We start from the raw sequence: 18,054 nt of genomic DNA, 5'->3' as shown, positions 1-18,054 counted from the left end.
GGTTAAGCTTGCTCCTCACCTAAATAAACTTCTCTGACATTTTTGTTGGCTTGTATTTCATCCATGCTTCCTTCTGCTAACACCGAACCTTGGTGTAGTACGGTCACTTTACGGGCAATGGAGCGAACAAAAGCCATATCATGTTCAACCACAACAACGGAATGTTTTCCTGCTAAGGAGGTTAATAGTTCCGCCGTGCGCTCTGTCTCCTGTGCCGTCATACCTGCCACGGGTTCATCAACTAAGAGTAAACGAGGCTCAGCAGCGAGTAACATGCCTATCTCTAACCACTGTTTTTGTCCATGTGATAGACGTCCTGCGGGATAGTTGCGTTCAGCGGTGAGGCCGATGGTTGTAAGTACATCATCAAGTTTATCTTGCTGTTCGCCACTTAATTTATGGAACAGTGCTGTCCAAATACCTTTATCGCCCTTAAGACTGAGTTCGATATTTTCAACCACAGAGAGTGCCTCAAAGACCGTCGGTTTTTGAAATTTACGGCCAATACCCGCACGTGCAATTTCCGACTCATTTAATTTTAGCAGATCGACCTGCTGACCAAAGTTTACCTTGCCACTATCAGGGCGAGTTTTACCCGTTATGACATCCATTAGTGTGGTTTTACCCGCGCCATTGGCACCAATTAAACAGCGCAATTCACCATCTTTGATATACAGATTGAGATCGTTTAAGGCTTTAAAGCCGTCAAAGCTAACGCTAACACCTTCCACATAAAGAATAACGCCATGCGTGGTATCTGGTCTGATATTCTCTTTTGAGGAGATGGGCGATCCTGTTTTATCAATAATCATTATTTATTCTCCGCAGCAAGAGTCGATGTGGCGGGGGATTTTTCCAATTGGTCGGATGTGGGAGGGGGATCTATTTTATTAAGTAGATTACCAAGTAGGCCCGCTAAACCTTTTGGTAATAGTAAGGTCACTAATACAAACAACCCTCCCAAAGCGAATAACCAGGCTTCTGGCATGATGGCGGTAAAACGGGTTTTAGCATAACTTACAACTATCGCCCCAATCAATGCGCCATATAAGGTTCCTCGTCCACCAATCGCGACCCAAATAACCATTTCAATTGAGTTAAGTGGTGAAAACTCACCGGGATTAATAATACCAACCTGCGGCACGTAAAGTGCGCCAGCTAAGCCAGCAAGCATCCCAGAGACAACAAATATCCATACTTTATAGTGCTCAGGCTTATACCCGACGAAGCGTACACGATCTTCTGCATCTCGGATCGCGGTCACGACGCGTCCCATCTTCGAGTTAACAATGAAATCACTGATCGCATAGCCAATCGCGAGTGCAATAGCGGTGGCGATAAAGAGTGCTAATTTAGTGTTGGGTGATTGCAATGAAAAACCAAATATCTCTTTAAAGTCGGTTAATCCATTGTTACCACCAAAGCCCATCTCATTGCGAAAGAATGAGAGTAACAGTGCGTAGGTCATCGCCTGTGTCATGATCGAGAGATAAACCCCACTCACCCGAGAGCGAAAAGCAAGGCTGCCAAAAATATAAGCTAATAAACCGGGGCCCGCAAAGATCATCACAATAGTGAATAATACGCTATTTGAACCAAGCCAATACCATGGCAGTTCCGTCCAGTTTAAGAAGACCATAAAATCGGGTAGTTCAGGATTGCCATAAACACCACGATCCCCTATTTGACGCATCAGATACATCCCCATGGCATAACCACCGAGTGCAAAAAATGCGCCGTGACCCAAGCTTAAAATACCGCAATAGCCCCAAACGAGGTCAACGGCGAGGGCAAGCAGGGCATAACAGAGATATTTACCTAATAAACTAACCGTATAATCGCTGACATGCAGTAATGTCCCCTCGCTAAAGAGTAAATTACAGCTGCTTACATAAAGGGTCGAGATAAATAAGATCGCGATAACAACATGTAAACTTTTAAGTTCTTTAAACGTCGCTGAGTTGAGTAAAGTTTTCATTATTCTGCTGCTCTCCCTTTCTGTGGAAATAGTCCTTTAGGTCGTTTTTGAATAAACAGCACTAAACCGACTAAAACAATGATGTTCGCCAGTACAGGCCCCATCCATGGTTCTAAAAATTTATTAAATGTACCTAATGTCAGTGCCGCAACCAAGGTTCCCCATAGGTTACCAACACCGCCAAATACCACGACGAGGAAGGAATCGATGATGTAAGCTTGTCCTAAGTTGGGGCCAACATTGGTTAATTGGCTAAGTACAACGCCGGCAATCCCAGCAATACCAGATCCTAAACCAAAGGTAATGGCATCTACCCATGAGCTTTTGATACTCAGTGCTCTGGCCATATCGCGATTTTGTGAAACAGCGCGCACATGTAAACCCAGCGATGATTTCTTTAATATCATTAATAGTGAGAAAAACACCATTAGCGAAAAGAGAATGATATATAAACGGTTATAAGTTAATGAGAAAATAGGGTTAATTTGCAGTGAACCCGTCATCCATTGGGGGGCTTCTACTTGACGATTGAGGGGGGAGAATATGGTTCTAACTAATTGTTGTAAAATTAAACTAATACCAAAGGTTGCCAATAGTGTTTCGAGGGGGCGTCCCTTTAGGAAACGGATCACGCCACGCTCAATCAATATGCCGACTAACCCTGAAACGACAAAAGCTGCAGGAATGGCCATTAATAGCGAATACTCAATCAGTGTTGGAAAAGTTTGTTGAATAACATAGGTGGTATAGGCACCGAGCATCATCATTTCGCCATGCGCCATATTAATAACGCCCATTACCCCAAAGGTAATCGCAAGACCGATCGCCGCGAGTAATAATACCGAGCCTAAACTCAAACCAAAAAAGAGATGCTCTGCGAACTGATAGATGGTCGCTTGTTGCTCTATTTTGTCAATCGCATTGGTTAATGCACTTTTTAATTCTGTTTTTTCACCTTGTGTTGCTAATTTATCTAACTGTTGTACCAGTGCATTTTTCACTGCGGGTTGTAGGCTATCTTTTAATTGTGCTGCCGCGACCATTTTTTCAGCATCACTGCCCACTTCGAGTTGATGGATTAATAACAAATCAGCCATTAATTCACGGATCTCTCTATCTTGTTCGGTTTTAACTCGTTTTTTTACTGTTTTTAAGCCTAATTCATTGGGATTATTAAGTAATTGATTAAGGGCATCGAGTCGTATTGTTCTATCGCTGTTGCTTAAGTTTAGGTTCGCTAAGAGGGTGCGAATTTGTCCGCGCAGTGAGTTATTGGTTTTTACTTTTTTGATAGCGGATTTACTGACAGCGTTGAGTGTTTCGTTAGTTAAAATATCCGTGAGTTGATATTTGTTTTCTGCATTGATTTGTACCGCTACGATTTGTTTGTTCGCTTTTAGATAATAGAGGTCACCATCGAGTAATTTCTCGAGAAGCAGCTTTGCTTGCGGTGATGGTATATCTGCTATCTGTTCGATTAATGCATCCATCTCTCTTAATGAAGTCGTTGGTAACTGTTTGATGAGTGGTGCCAGTGTTGATGTTTCTTGTGTGTCACTAGTAGCAGAGGTATATGACGACATTAAACAGAAAAATAACACAGAAAAAAGTCGCAACATGATCTCTTCCTTTATATTTTTTACTACATAAAAAGGGAGGTGAACTCACCTCCCGTCAAGGTTATTTAACTTTGCTTAGAATTTTTGACCAGAACATTTGGCAGTAGTGACATCAAAGTTGCCGCATTTAACTGGCGCAGTCCAATCTGAAATGAGGTTTTTAGAGCTTGGTAAAAAGTCAGACCATGCATCGCCAATAACCGTATCAGGAGTAGACCAAACCACTTCAAATTGACCATCTTCTTGGATTTCACCAATTAATACTGGTTTTGATAGGTGATGGTTAGCATTCATGACCGCGATACCACCCGTTAAGTTCGGTACAGCAATACCAATCATCGCTTGTTCAACGGCATCAACATCAGTTGTTCCTGCTTTTTCTACCGCTTTCACCCACATTTTGAAACCGATATAGGTCGCTTCCATCGGATCGTTAGTAACGCGTTTGCTATCGCCAATGTACTTCTTCCAGCTAGCAATGAAGGCTGTGTTCTCTGGCGTTTCAACGCTTTGGAAGTAGTTCCATGCAGCAAGATGACCGACAAGAGGTTTAGTATCAAAGCCTGATAACTCTTCTTCACCAACAGAGAATGCGATCACAGGAATATCTTCAGCTGTGATACCTTGATTACCTAACTCTTTGTAAAATGGAATATTTGCATCACCATTAATGGTAGAAACCACGGCTGTTTTTTTACCTTCTGAACCGAATTTTTTCACGTCAGCAACGATGTTTTGCCAATCTGAGTGACCAAATGGGGTGTAGTTGATCATAATATCTTCTTTCTTCACACCCTTGGAAATAAGGTAAGCTTCCAGGATTTTATTGGTTGTACGAGGATATACGTAATCTGTTCCTAGTAGCACCCAGCGTTGTGCGCCGATATCATTCATTAGATAATCAACGGCTGGAATCGCCTGTTGGTTTGGCGCTGCACCCGTGTAGAATACGTTTTTAGATGACTCTTCACCTTCGTATTGTACAGGGTAGAACATTAAGCCGTTCAGCTCTTCTAAAACGGGCAATACCGATTTACGTGAAACGGAAGTCCAACTACCGAAAATGACATCGACCTTATCTTTTGCTAGCAGCTCACGTCCTTTTTCTGCAAATAGCGGCCAGTTAGAGGCGGGATCTACCACCACGGCTTCCAATTTTTTACCCAGCAATCCGCCTTTGGCATTCTGGTCTGCGACCATCATTAATACCGTATCTTTAAGGGTCGTTTCACTGATGGCCATCGTGCCTGACAACGAGTGTAAAACACCGACTTTAATGTTATCTGCAGCATGTGCAACGTTGGTCATTAATCCGCTCGCAACAATCGAACTTGCAACAATTAATTTTTTAAGTTTCATAGTTAGTTCCCTTTCTTTATGATGACGTGTTAACTGTGTAGATGTGAAAACCTTAATCACAACCTTTCTTCAAGTGGAATTAGTATCTATGAATTATGACAAGCAATAAATGCGTAAAAACGCGCAAGGGACTACGTAAAATTACGCATATTGATTAGCTCTTATTGATGTAGAATATGAGAAGATCAGCGCGTAAAAATGAAAAATGGATAATTCAACTAAGCAGTAATCTATGCTCTCTAACCAAAAAATAATAACGGCACGTCGTACCTATAATAAGCTCGTTGCTAACGAGATGATGGAAGATTTTGCATTACGTTTTACCGCAAAACGGGCGCGTAAATGGTCCTTAAATCACATTGCCATTACGGCATTGGGGACTATTTCATTTTTAGTACTCGAAGCGATTGGTGGGGCTATTACCCTAAATTACGGTTTTGAGAATTCCGCTTGGGCGATTTTAGCGGTCACACTGATCATCTTTTTTACGGGATTACCGATTAGTTATTACGCCGCCAAATATGGCGTTGATATTGACTTGCTCAGCCGAGGCGCTGGATTTGGTTATATTGGTTCGACAATTGCGTCGCTGATATATGCTTCCTTTACCTTTATCTTTTTTGCGCTAGAAGCGGCAATCATGTCGATGGCGTTACATATTCTTTTCGCAATACCACTATCGATCTGCTATGTGCTTAGCGCCCTATTAGTCATCCCCTTAGTGACACATGGTATCACCTATATCAGCCGTTTTCAGGTGTGGACGCAACCTATCTGGATTGCATTACAATTACTGCCCTTATTTTTTGTTTTTACACATGCAGATACGCAGATTGATGATTGGCTTGCCTTTACGGGGCAAGCTGGGCAGGCTGCTAGCTCTTTTAATCTACTCCTCTTTGGTGCCGCTTCTGCGGTGTTGTTATCCCTAGTGGCACAGATTGGTGAGCAAGTTGATTTTCTGCGTTTCTTGCCAGAGAAACCGCAGCAAGAGGCTTGGCGTTGGTGGGTTGCGCTGATTGCTGGCGGCCCAGGTTGGATGATTTTTGGTGCTTTGAAGTTATTGTTAGGCTCCTTTTTAGCATATTTTGCCTTGCAGCAAGGGGTGGCGATTGATCTAGCGGGCGATCCTGCACACATGTATCAATTGGCATACGGTTATGTCTTTGATAACCCCAATGTCAGTATGATTGTTGCCTGTACTTTCGTGGTTATTTCTCAACTTAAAATTAATGTTGCGAATGCCTATGCGGGATCCTTAGCTTGGTCTAATTTTTTCTCGCGGGTGACCCATAACCATCCTGGGCGGGTGGTGTGGATGCTTTTTAATATTGCCATCGCACTGCTGTTAATGGAGTTGGGGATCTATCAAACGATTGCCAGTATGTTATCGGTGTATTCGGTTATTGTGTTGGCGTGGTTGAGTTCTGTGGTTGCAGATTTAATCATTAATAAGCCCTTGGGGATCAGCCCTAAGCATATCGAATTTAAGCGTTCACATCTCTACGATATTAACCCCGTTGGTGTTGGCTCAATGTGCTTGGCTTCATTTGCTGGATTTACTGCACATTTGGGGTTTTATGGAGAAACGGTTGAGGCTCTTGCCTCATTTGTAGCCTGTTTCATACCTTTTATCACGGTCCCTTTAATTGGCTGGCTTACCAAGGGGAAGTATTATTTGGTTGGTATGGATAACAAACGTATTACATCAATTACCCGCTGTCATATTTGTGAAAATGAATTCGATGGTGAAGATATGACCTTTTGCCCAGCTTATGGTAAAGCTATCTGCTCCTTATGTTGTAGTTTAGATGTTCGTTGTGGTGATAAATGTCGTGCTAAGGCAACCATTTCACAGCAAGCACAGCACTTTTTTAGCCGTTTTTTTACAACGCAATTGTTACAAAAAATGACCACTCCGTTAATGCAATTTATCGCGGTTACCCTTGGTATAAGCTGTATCGGAGCGGGTATTTTATTTCTGATCTATCTACAAGTTCCGGTCAATGAACCCGACGTTAAGCAAGTGTTTGCTATTACCTTAGTAAAAATCTTTTTTCTGTTGGTGATTATTATTGGTGTGGTGAGTTGGTTATTTATTCTTGCGCGAAGTGGCAATCAATATGCGTTGCAAGAGTTGCGTTCACAAACCGATGCCCTTGCCGATGAAATTAGTGCCCATGAAAAGACTTCGGAAGAGCTACAGCGTGCCAAGGAAGTTGCCGAGGCTGCCAATGAAGCGAAAAGTCGTTATTTAGCGGGGTTAAGCCATGAATTACGTACCCCATTAAATGTCTTGCTAGGATATGCCCAACTATTAAGTCGTGACCAAGCATTACCAGCTAAACAGCGCGAAACCATTGCCATTGTTAAGCGTAATGGCGAGCATTTGGCCGATTTAATTGAAGGTTTATTAGAAATATCAAAAATTGAAGCGGGGCGGGTTAATTTACAGCGCGATGAATTTAATTTAAAAGCGATTTTACAGCAACTGGTCGCCATGTTTCAGATGCAGGCAAGTAAAAAAGGGTTGAAATTTTATTATATCGCGAGCCCTAATTTGCCTGATTATGTGGCAACCGATAAACAAAGATTTAGACAGATTCTAATTAACCTCATCTCTAATGCTATTAAATATACGGAACAAGGCTCCGTCACGTTCAAGGTTACTTATCGCAGTGAGGTTGCTAATTTTAGTATTATTGATACTGGTGTCGGTATTGCCAAAAGCAATCAAGCACGTATTTTTCAACCCTTTGAACAGATCCGCAATGCGCGTACCCAAGCAATTGCAGGAACGGGCTTGGCTTAACGATTTCACGTTCATTAGCGGAGTTAATGGGGGGGGAAATTAGTTTAACAAGTGGTGTGGGTCAAGGCTCTACCTTCAATTTTCGTTTAATGTTATTCAAATTGCACAAAGATCCCAAAGAACCAGAATATAACCAATCGGATGTGGTTGGCTACACGGGCAGAAAACAAGTGCTATTAGTGGTTGATGATGATCCGAATCAACGGGCTTTAATGTCTGATTTACTCATCCCACTCGGTTTTGATCTGTTGCTCGCTGAAAATGCTGAGCAAGGTTTTGTGCATTTGCAGACAAGAAATGTTGATTTGATTTTATTAGATGTGCGTATGCCCGATATCAATGGGTGGCAGATGGTCAAAATGATACGTGACGACCATTATACTCTGCCTGTCTTAATGGTGTCGGCGAATGCCCGTGATGCAGAATATAATTTACAGGCTGAAGGTTACCATAACGGTTATATTGCTAAACCCGTTAATTTAAATGCATTACTAGGCAAAATAGCACAATTATTGGATCTGCAATGGCGCTATCAAGAAAGTGAAGTTGATCCGTTGTTACAGAAAGAAAGCTTGATTAAAAACAGTATGCCGTCGGTGCCAAGCGAACAATATCAAGCTTTAATATCGCTTGCTGAAATCGGTTATCTTTCTGGTTTTAAAGATAAATTTGCTGAGATAGAAAGCAACTATAATTTTCCGGAAGATAGCGCAGCACAAATTATAGAGTATGTTGATGTGTGTAATTTCCCTAAAATTATTGAATATTTAAGAGAGCTTAGCAATGAAGCATGAAAGCAGTGATGTAGTACTAGTGGTTGACGATTCACCGGAATCATTAGGTATGCTAAATGTCGCACTTAATAGCCAAGGCTATACGGCACTTGTTGCACTCAATGGAGCACAAGCACTATCGATAGCTGAAAAAGTGCCGCCCGATGTGGTGCTCTTGGATGCCATGATGCCTGAAATGGATGGCTTTGAAACCTGTCGGCGTTTGAAAGCGATTCTACCTCATACTCCGATCATTTTTATGACGGGATTAAGTGAAGTTGAGGATATCGTCAAAGGTTTTGAGTCAGGTGGCGTCGATTACGTGACCAAGCCTATTTTACCCGATGAAGTTATCGTGCGTATTAAAAGACATATTGAAACAGCACGTTTAGCGCTAAGTGCACAAAGTGCGCTTGACCATGCTGGTAAAAATGTTTTTTGTGTGAGTAACGCAGGGCGCTTATCTTGGGCCACTCCTCATGTGCATGAGCTAATAGAAAAAATATCAGCCGATGATATTAGCCCATGGGCAACGTTAGCCAGTTTAATTGAGCGTTGGCTAAGTCAGGAGAAACGCGCTAATTTAACCGTTACTTGTTTCGCAGAAGCGATTGAAGTGCTGTATGAAAGACAGCAGGATAACATGCATCTTTTGCGCATAGTGCAAAAGCAACTGCAGAAAAGTCCACAGGATCTAAAGGAAAAATTACCGATCACCAATAGAGAATCAGAGGTTCTATATTGGCTCTCGTATGGTAAAACTAGCTGGGAAATTGCGCAAATATTAGCGATGAGTCCGCGCACGGTGAATAAACATTTGGAGCAAATTTATAAAAAATTAGGGGTTGATAACCGTACCTCTGCCGCAGCAATTTCAATCCGTATATTGGAAGCTTAAGTTACTAAAGAAGCGCTGTGAAATTTATGTTTGTTAGTTGAATCGTCGTATTTATTTTTGTAAATAATTGCTTTAATTGATGTAGTAAATTATATCTTGGATGAACGAACTAAGTTTGTCATTACAAAATTAAAATGGAGATTATAATGAAAAAATTCCTAGTTGTTTTTATTTCAATGAATATGCTAGCAAGCATTGCTTATAGCGATGAATATAATAACGAAAGTGAAGAAAATATTGCAACATTAGAGCAACAAGAATATTTAGATGAGGGCGTTGAGCAAGAGGAAATTATTGATCAGCAACCAGCAGAGCAAGAGGAATATATTGATGAGGTGGCTGAGAGGGATGAATACGCCGATGAGCAGCCTGTAGAGCAAGAGGAATATAGCGAAGAGGCCGCAGAGCAAGAGGAGTTCATTGAGCAAGATGTGGAGGAACAGTAAGCAATAACAACCTGCTATGTTGCGGGCAATCAGTGCAAAAAAATTTTTCCTATTAATAAAATTGGTTGTCGCTCAGCTTTAGTTAGTGATAGCGATAACCTCTGTTATCGCTATCACTATTTATTATCAATGACGAAGTTAAATCCATTCCTTGTTTTACGTTTAATTATGCCACTTAGGTGCTGCGATTTATGTGGAATTTTAAAACACTAACTAGAAACGTTTCCTTCTCATTTGAATATTGTATCTTGAAGTTTCATAGCTAAATGTGGTATAAAGCGCACCGAGTTTATGACTTCAGTTTGTTGTCATTTATCTCGATAACTTAATTTTTAGTTTAACCGTACTTTTCACTATGAAAACGGATGGACTATTTTACATAACACACACGCATCGTCACGTAACTCGGGGTGCCTTTTATTCTAATGAATATGGGGTCGAGCGTATGGGATGTGTGGAGGCCTAACCCCCTATAAAGGAAATTCTAATGGCAAACGTATCAATGCGCGATATGCTACAAGCTGGCGTACATTTTGGTCACCAAACTCGTTACTGGAACCCAAAAATGAAACCTTTCATTTTTGGTGCTCGTAATAAAGTTCATATCATCAACCTTGAAAAAACAGTTCCAATGTTTAACCAAGCACTTAACTTTTTAGAAGCTAAAGCAGCTAAAAAAGGTAAAGTTCTATTTGTTGGTACTAAACGTGCTGCATCTGAAGCGATCAAAGAAACAGCAATTGCTTGTGATCAATTCTATGTAAATCACCGTTGGTTAGGTGGTATGTTGACTAACTGGAAAACAGTTCGTCAATCGATCAAACGTTTGAAAGACCTTGAAGTTCAAAGCCAAGATGGTACTTTTGACAAGCTAACTAAGAAAGAAGCGCTAATGCGTTCTCGTGAATTAGAGAAGCTTGAGCAAACTCTTGGTGGTATCAAAAACATGGGTGGTATCCCAGATGTAATTTTCGTAATCGATGCTGATCATGAACACATTGCAATCAAAGAAGCGAATAACCTAGGTATTCCTGTTATTGCTGTTGTAGATACTAACTCATGCCCAGATAACATCGATTTCATCGTTCCTGGTAACGATGATGCTATCCGTGCTATCAAACTGTACTTAGATGCAGCTGCATTGACTGTTAAAGAAGGTCGTGCACAAGATCTAGTAGTAGCGGCTGAAGCAGACGGTTTTGTTGAAGAAACAGCTGAGAAATAAGCACTTCTATAATATAGAAGCTCTTATTAGCCAATCTCTGGTTGGTTATCAGGGGCCTTAGTGGCCCCTTTTTTATAGAACTAATAATAGGAATTCGACAATGGCTATTACGGCTAAGCAAGTTAAAGAACTTCGTGACCGCACTGCAGCGGGTATGATGGATTGTAAAAAAGCATTAGTTGAAGCGGATGGCGACATCGAGCTAGCAATTGAAAATATGCGTAAATCAGGTGCAATTAAAGCGGCTAAAAAAGCTGGACGTATTGCGGCTGAAGGTGTGGTACTAGCTAAAGTTGCTGGTAATGTGGCACTTATTGCTGAAGTTAACTGTGAAACAGACTTCGTTGCAATGGACAAAAGTTTTGTTGCGTTTGCTAATGCAGCGGCTGATATTGCGCTTGCAAACAAAATTGATTCTGTAGAAGCGTTAAGCGCTGCAGCATACGATGGCGGCACAGTTGAAGAAGCTCGTGAAAATTTAGTCGCTAAGATCGGTGAAAACATCTCTATTCGTCGTTTGCAAATTGTTGAAGGTGAAAACCTTGGTGCATACGTGCATGGTGGCAAAATAGGCGTTATTACTGTACTTAAAGGCGGTGATGAAGATCTTGCTAAAGATCTTGCGATGCATGTTGCTGCGGCTTCACCTCAGTTTGTTAAACCTGAAGATGTACCTGCAGAAGTAGTTGCTAAAGAGAAAGAAATTCAACTACAAATCGCAGTTGATAGCGGTAAACCTGCTGAAATCGCTGAAAAAATGGTTTCTGGTCGTATGGCTAAATTTACTGGTGAAGTTAGTCTTACTGGTCAAGCGTTCGTTAAAGATCCATCAATGACTGTTGCTAAGTTACTTAAAGGTGCTGGTGCAGATGTTGTTACTTTCATCCGTTTAGAAGTAGGTGAAGGTATTGAGAAGCCAGTAGAAGATTTTGCTGCTGAAGTTGCTGCTACTATGGCTGCTAGCTCTAAATAATCTATTTTAAAATAGGCTTTTGAAAAGAACCGCGGCCAGCCTGCGGTTCTTTTATATTATAATACCAATCGGAATAAATAGCGGCTCTATTTTACTGGTTAAAATAACTTACTTTTTTGTTGTAAGTTTCGCAAAGGGAACAACCATTTGCGTCAACTTACGCCTCAAATTAAGCCATTTTTCCTGCGCAAAATTTAGATCACATACTTAATCCGATTGGTATAAGTAGTTGTTTTGTTAATTCATTAATTTCATATAAAAGAGTTGAAAGTTAGTTAATTAACATGATTACTAATATGTTTACATCGAGGAACACACATTATGAGCACAAATCCTAAATCTGCATATCGTCGAATTCTATTAAAGCTAAGTGGTGAAGCATTAGTCGGAGAAGAGGGTTTTGGTATCGATCCTAAAGTATTGGATCGCATGGCGTTAGAGATTAAATCTTTAGTTGAAGCTGGTGTTCAAGTTGGTTTGGTTATTGGTGGTGGTAATATATTCCGTGGCGCTGGTTTAGCTAATGCAGGTATGAACCGTGTTGTAGGCGATCACATGGGAATGCTAGCAACGGTAATGAACGGTTTGGCGATGCGCGATGCCCTACATCGCGCTCATGTTAATTCTCGTTTAATGTCTGCTATTCCACTGAACGGAGTCTGTGATGACTACAACTGGGCAGCTGCCATTAAGCATCTAAAATTAGGTACCGTGGTTATTTTTTCAGCGGGTACTGGCAATCCTTTTTTTACCACTGATTCTGCAGCTTGTTTACGTGGTATCGAAATTGAAGCTGATGCTGTGTTAAAGGGAACGAAAGTAGATGGGGTGTATGACGCAGATCCGGTTAAAAATCCTGACGCAAAACTATATACTGAGATAGACTATTCAGTTGTACTTGAAAAAGAGCTGCAAGTCATGGACTTAGCTGCATTTACATTAGCGAGAGATCATAGCTTACCAATACGTGTTTTTAACATGAACAAACCAGGCGCATTGAGTCGCGTTGTTTTAGGTGAGCAAGAAGGTACAACGATTACGCATTGCAACCAACCGAATGAATAGCAATAATATAACAACGAAGATTAAGTTATTACGGGGAATATTATGATAAATGAAGTGAAAAATGATGCGCAAGTTCGCATGGGCAAAACTGTTGAGTCGTTTAAAGGACAGCTTGCAAAAATTCGTACTGGTCGTGCTCATCCTAGCCTATTAGATGGTATTACTGTTCCTTATTACGGCAGTAATGCACCATTGCGTCAAGTCGGTAATGTATCAACTGAAGATGCACGTACTTTGACGGTAACTGTTTTTGATGCATCGCTAATTAAGCCAGTTGAAAAAGCAATCATGGGATCTAATTTGGGATTAAATCCTATGTCTGCTGGAACGGTTATCCGTATTCCATTACCTCCGTTGACGGAAGAAAGACGTCGAGATTTAATTAAAGTCGTTCGTGGTGAAGCTGAAAATGCGCGTATTGCTATTCGTAATATTCGTCGAGATGCAAATAATGACCTTAAAACGTTGGAAAAAGATAAAGATATTAGTGAAGATGAACTACGTGTTGGTGAAGATTTAGTACAAAAAACAACGGATGAGTATATTAAACAAATTGAAGAGATCCTCTCGGTAAAAGAAAAAGAGTTATTGGAAGTTTAATTCAATTTGCCCAATGTGGCTTTTTCTAGCTACGTTGGGCCACAATAATAGATTTTTATATCATTAAGGTTCTATGTGGTAGCATCAAATCTGCAAAAAAAAATGCCTCAACACGTTGCTATTATTATGGATGGCAATGGACGTTGGGCTGAACGTAATGGTAAACATCGTGTTTTTGGTCATAAACATGGTGTAAAGTCGTTACGTAAGGCAATCGCATTTGCTACAGAAAAAAAGATCCAAGCATTGACAATTTTTGCATTTAGCAGTGAAAATTGGAAACGACCCGAACGCGAGGTCAATATGTTAATGGAACTTTTTTTTACTGTCCTCGGTAGTGAAGTCAAAAAATTAAATAAGCATAATATTAAATTAAAGATAATTGGTGAATTAACGGGGTTTAGTCAGCGTTTACAGAAAAAAGTACTTGAAGCTGAGCAACTTACTGAAAATAATACAGGCTTAGTCGTTAATGTAGCTGCAAATTATGGTGGTCGATGGGATATGACCCAAGCGGCTAAAAAAATAGCTAAATTAGTTGCTCAGGGGGAATTGGCTGAGCAAGATATTGATGAGGCTTTGCTAAGTAAGTTAATGACTTTACATCAACTACCTGAGGTCGATCTCATGATTCGAACGGGTGGCGACCATCGTATAAGTAACTTTTTACTATGGCAACTTGCCTATGCCGAGCTTTATTTCACAGATGTTTTATGGCCAGACTTTGATAATGTGGCTTTTCAACATGCATTAGATATATTCTCAGGTAAAGAGCGCCGCTTCGGAATGACAAGTGAACAGGTAAACGGCAACAGTTCAGCCTAGTTGCAAAAAACAACTGAATTTAACAGGGTATTTCTGTGAAACAACGAATTATAACGGCTTTAATTTTGGCACCGCTGGCAATTGCTGGCATTTTCTTTCTACCACTTAAATTATTTATGCTGCTTAGCGCTGCTATATTTTTGCTTGCAAGTAAAGAGTGGGGAGGCTTTGTTAATCAAGGTGGGTGCAATTTTGTATTTTATTCATTCGCACTCATTTTAGGTGCAACGTTATTGTTTATGCCTGTTCCGCTAATATGGGTAAATGGCGTCATTAACCCTTATATTAATTATGGCTTAATGGCTGCGGTTATTTGGTGGGGTATTTCATTAATAATAGTGAGTTCCTACCCGCGTAGCGCTGCTATTTGGAAAAATAGTAAAACCATAAAGAGCTTGTTTGGTTTATGCACTTTGATTCCGTTTTTCTGGGGAATGGTCACGATACGCTCAATTAATATGCACCATGACTTTTATTTTGGCGCTCAACTTTTAATGTTGGTATTTTTAATCGTCTGGGCCGCCGATACTGGTGCTTATTTTGTTGGTAAAAAGTTCGGTAAACATAAATTAGCTCCTAATGTAAGCCCAGGTAAAACTCGTGAGGGATTTTTTGGCGGTTTATGTAGTTCGATGTTGGTGGCTTTTTTGGCCAGTCTCTATTTTGCGATTCCTAATGATAAAATGGTCATCTTTTTTGTAGCTGCTTTGATTACTAACATCGTTTCTGCACTCGGTGATCTTAATGAAAGTATTTTAAAGCGTGAAGCTGGCTTAAAGGATAGCGGTAATTTATTACCTGGTCATGGCGGTATTCTAGATCGCATTGATAGCTTAACCGCCGCAGTGCCTGTTTTTGCTTTTATTTATTTAACATGGCTTAATTGATTTATGAAAAAACTGGCCATTTTAGGTGCGACAGGATCTATTGGAGCAAGTACACTCGCAGTTTGTCGCGCTAATCCCGAGTTATACAAAATAACGTTATTGGGGGCGTCGACTAGCGTTGATAAAATGTTTTCTCTGTGTCAAGAATTTCGCCCTAGCTATGTTTCAATGAGTGATTCAGTCAGTCGATTATGTTTGGCTGAGTTGTGTAAACAAGCTAAATTACCCTGTCATATACTCGATAGTGAATCTGAACTGTTACAATTACTTGCTAGCAATGAAATTGATAGTGTGATGGCCGCAATCGTCGGTGGTGCTGGTTTGAAAACGACGATGGCCGCTGTAAACGCAGGTAAGGAAATATTCTTAGCCAATAAAGAATCATTGGTCATGTCAGGGGCTTTGTTTATTGAGGCTGTATTAAAATCGGGCGCCAAGTTATGGCCAGTGGACAGCGAACATAATGCCATTTATCAAGCGCTATCCCCTGAACTACAAACTAGCATCGGCGCCTGTGATTTAAATGCTGCCGGTGTTGATAAAATATTGTTGACCGGCTCTGGCGGGCCGTTTCTTAACAAGACTCTTGCTTCATTCTCAGAAATTACCCCCGCATTAGCAGTTAAGCACCCTAATTGGTCGATGGGACAAAAAATATCTGTCGATTCCGCAACGATGATGAATAAAGGGCTTGAGTATATCGAAGCGCGTTGGTTATTTAATGCATCACAGGAACAGTTGCAGGTTGTTATTCATCCTCAGTCCGTCATTCATTCAATGGTACAGTACAAAGATGGCAGTGTGATTGCACAAATGGGGAATCCCGATATGCGCATTCCTATTGCCTATGTAATGGGCGGTAATAGGCGAATTAACAGCGGGGCGGGGGCTTTTGACTTTTCCTCCGGTGTTAATTTTACCTTCGAAAAGCCTGATTATGCGCGTTACCCTTGTTTGAAATTGGCGATAGATGCCTGTTATCAAGGGCAGCATGCTACCACGATACTAAATGCAGTTAATGAAATCGCCGTATCTGCATTTTTAAATAAGCAGATTAAATTTACACAAATTTCACAGCTTGTTGAGCGCGTCCTAAATTTGACTGCGCATCAAGAGATAACAGCTATTGAAGATTTGTTGTTTGTCGATGGCGATGCCAAGCGCCAGGCTAAAGAGATAATTAAAAGAGATATTTTATGTTAGGTGGTTTATGGAATTTGGCGGCATTTGTTATCGCCTTAAGTATTCTAGTTGCTATTCATGAGTTTGGACATTTCTGGGTAGCTAGGCGTTGTGGTGTTCGGGTGCATCGTTTTTCTATCGGTTTTGGCAAAGTACTTTATAAACGTATTGACCGTTTTGGTACTGAATTCGTCATTGCAGCGATTCCACTTGGCGGCTATGTGAAAATGTTAGATGGCCGTGTTGAATCCGTTGCCGATGATGAACAACAATATGCGTTTGATAAAAAGAGTGTATGGCAACGTATTTCGATAGTTGCTGCAGGTCCATTGGCAAATTTTTTACTTGCCATCATTGTCTTTGCGATGATGTATATGATTGGAGTCAATAGCAGCAAACCTATTATTAATGACACTATCGTTGATAGCCCCGTTAGTATTGTTAAAAGTGCAACACCTTTTCAAGTTATTGCTATCAATGACCAGAAAATAAATGACTGGGAAGAACTTAACTTAGCACTCGTCGCGCAAATTGGCGAAAATGCTTTTAATATCACCGTTCAACCTGTAAATAGTGATAATAGCTTAACTGCTAGTGAACCTTCACAAACATTTGTGGTCTCATTACAAAATTGGGCATTCGATGCCAAAAAAAAAGTCGATAATCTCAAGTTTAGGATTTATTCCTTATTTTCCTAATATTCATCTTGAGATAGCAGATGTCGTTGAAGGAGGGGCTGCACAGAGAGCGGGCCTACAAGTAGGGGATAAGTTACAAGCTATTAACGGCGTTAAATTAAGCGATTGGAATGAATTTGTTGAACTAATTCAGAAAAATGCTAATCAAACGCTGAAAGTTGAAATTGAAAGAGGCACAATGACCTCGCTATTAAACTTGACACCAGATGCAAGGCGGGTAGAGTCGGATTTGTTGCAAGGTTATATTGGGGCTGCACCATTAATTGATTCATTTCCTGAGTCATACCGTGTTAAATTACAGTTTTCACCGATTGATGCTGTTATTAAAGGGGTAGAAAAAACTGCACAGTTAACAAAATTAACCTTTGATACGCTCGTTAAATTGATAACGGGTGATGTTGCGATTACCAATTTGAGTGGCCCTGTTTCCATTGCCAAAGGCGCTGGAATGAGTGCCAACTACGGTATTGAATATTTTTTAGGTTTTTTAGGTTTAATTAGTGTTAATTTGGGGTTAATGAATTTAATACCCCTGCCTGTATTGGATGGAGGGCATCTGTTTTATTATTTTGTTGAGCTAGTAACTGGAAAACCTATTCCCGAGAAAGTTCAGGAAATTGGTTTTAAGGTGGGGGCTGCACTTTTAATGATGTTAATGAGCGTCGCCATTTTGAATGATTTTAACTTACTGTAAAGTGAACGGTTGTATGAATT

16 protein-coding genes and 1 pseudogene are annotated in these 18,054 nt (G+C 40.6%); 13 read left to right on the top strand and 4 right to left on the bottom strand.

The window, feature by feature from the left end; all coding sequences use genetic code 11:
• Positions 1–2: 2 nt before the first annotated feature.
• From urtD to urtA, 4 genes are all read right to left on the bottom strand, one after another.
• Complete coding sequence (gene urtD, locus AB2N10_RS08470; protein WP_354624121.1) at positions 3–812, bottom strand: urea ABC transporter ATP-binding protein UrtD; 810 nt, start codon at positions 810–812, stop codon at positions 3–5.
• Positions 812–1,978: an urea ABC transporter permease subunit UrtC gene (urtC, locus tag AB2N10_RS08465; RefSeq protein WP_354624122.1), complete on the bottom strand. Its 1,167-nt coding sequence runs from the start codon at positions 1,976–1,978 to the stop codon at positions 812–814. Before urtC ends, urtD begins: the two co-directional genes overlap by 1 nt.
• Entirely contained in the window at positions 1,978–3,597 is a 1,620-nt protein-coding gene (gene urtB, locus AB2N10_RS08460) for an urea ABC transporter permease subunit UrtB (RefSeq protein ID WP_369433696.1), read from the bottom strand. The genes urtC and urtB overlap by 1 nt, the downstream gene beginning before the upstream one ends.
• Positions 3,598–3,672: 75 nt before the next feature.
• Entirely contained in the window at positions 3,673–4,956 is a 1,284-nt protein-coding gene (urtA, locus tag AB2N10_RS08455) for an urea ABC transporter substrate-binding protein (protein ID WP_354624125.1), read from the bottom strand.
• Positions 4,957–5,188: 232 nt separating this feature from the next.
• Between urtA and AB2N10_RS08450 the strand changes: the two are divergent.
• The 13 genes and pseudogenes from AB2N10_RS08450 to rseP (AB2N10_RS08390) all read left to right on the top strand — a co-directional run.
• A pseudogene (locus AB2N10_RS08450) lies at positions 5,189–7,800 on the top strand (histidine kinase dimerization/phospho-acceptor domain-containing protein); the annotation flags it as partial.
• Positions 7,795–8,562 carry a response regulator gene (locus AB2N10_RS08445; protein WP_369434659.1) on the top strand — a complete coding sequence of 256 codons (768 nt, stop codon included), beginning with the start codon at positions 7,795–7,797 and terminating at the stop codon, positions 8,560–8,562. The pseudogene AB2N10_RS08450 and the gene AB2N10_RS08445, both read left to right, overlap by 6 nt.
• Positions 8,552–9,439, top strand: coding sequence for a response regulator transcription factor (locus AB2N10_RS08440; protein ID WP_354624127.1), 888 nt, complete (start codon positions 8,552–8,554; stop codon positions 9,437–9,439). Before AB2N10_RS08445 ends, AB2N10_RS08440 begins: the two co-directional genes overlap by 11 nt.
• 146 nt (positions 9,440–9,585) lie before the next feature.
• Positions 9,586–9,885 (top strand): hypothetical protein, encoded by a 300-nt coding sequence (locus AB2N10_RS08435; RefSeq protein ID WP_354624128.1) that lies wholly within the window; start codon positions 9,586–9,588, stop codon positions 9,883–9,885.
• A 487-nt stretch (positions 9,886–10,372) separates the two neighbouring features.
• Positions 10,373–11,110 (top strand): 30S ribosomal protein S2, encoded by a 738-nt coding sequence (gene rpsB, locus AB2N10_RS08430; protein WP_369433695.1) that lies wholly within the window; start codon positions 10,373–10,375, stop codon positions 11,108–11,110.
• 100 nt (positions 11,111–11,210) lie between these two features.
• Positions 11,211–12,083 (top strand): translation elongation factor Ts, encoded by an 873-nt coding sequence (gene tsf, locus AB2N10_RS08425; RefSeq protein WP_369433694.1) that lies wholly within the window; start codon positions 11,211–11,213, stop codon positions 12,081–12,083.
• A 321-nt stretch (positions 12,084–12,404) separates the two neighbouring features.
• Positions 12,405–13,148: a UMP kinase gene (gene pyrH, locus AB2N10_RS08420; RefSeq protein WP_354624130.1), complete on the top strand. Its 744-nt coding sequence runs from the start codon at positions 12,405–12,407 to the stop codon at positions 13,146–13,148.
• Positions 13,149–13,190: 42 nt separating this feature from the next.
• The gene (gene frr / locus AB2N10_RS08415; RefSeq protein ID WP_354624131.1) at positions 13,191–13,748 is read left to right on the top strand and encodes a ribosome recycling factor; all 558 of its coding nucleotides are present in this window, start codon (positions 13,191–13,193) and stop codon (positions 13,746–13,748) included.
• Positions 13,749–13,850: 102 nt separating this feature from the next.
• Positions 13,851–14,573, top strand: coding sequence for a polyprenyl diphosphate synthase (gene uppS / locus AB2N10_RS08410; RefSeq protein WP_354624193.1), 723 nt, complete (start codon positions 13,851–13,853; stop codon positions 14,571–14,573).
• A gap of 35 nt (positions 14,574–14,608) precedes the next feature.
• Positions 14,609–15,460, top strand: a complete 852-nt coding sequence (locus AB2N10_RS08405) for a phosphatidate cytidylyltransferase (RefSeq protein ID WP_354624132.1) — start codon at positions 14,609–14,611, stop codon at positions 15,458–15,460.
• A gap of 3 nt (positions 15,461–15,463) precedes the next feature.
• Positions 15,464–16,663 carry a 1-deoxy-D-xylulose-5-phosphate reductoisomerase gene (ispC, locus tag AB2N10_RS08400; RefSeq protein ID WP_354624133.1) on the top strand — a complete coding sequence of 400 codons (1,200 nt, stop codon included), beginning with the start codon at positions 15,464–15,466 and terminating at the stop codon, positions 16,661–16,663.
• The gene (rseP, locus tag AB2N10_RS08395; RefSeq protein WP_369433693.1) at positions 16,657–17,340 is read left to right on the top strand and encodes an RIP metalloprotease RseP; all 684 of its coding nucleotides are present in this window, start codon (positions 16,657–16,659) and stop codon (positions 17,338–17,340) included. Before ispC ends, rseP (AB2N10_RS08395) begins: the two co-directional genes overlap by 7 nt.
• Positions 17,285–18,034, top strand: coding sequence for an RIP metalloprotease RseP (rseP, locus tag AB2N10_RS08390; protein ID WP_369433692.1), 750 nt, complete (start codon positions 17,285–17,287; stop codon positions 18,032–18,034). The genes rseP (AB2N10_RS08395) and rseP (AB2N10_RS08390) overlap by 56 nt, the downstream gene beginning before the upstream one ends.
• Positions 18,035–18,054 lie beyond the last annotated feature (20 nt).

This window comes from Psychromonas sp. MME1 (assembly GCF_041080865.1).
Lineage (GTDB): Bacteria > Pseudomonadota > Gammaproteobacteria > Enterobacterales > Psychromonadaceae > Psychromonas.
Note: the sequence above shows the minus strand (reverse complement) of the source record. Positions and strands in the feature narration are given on the sequence as shown.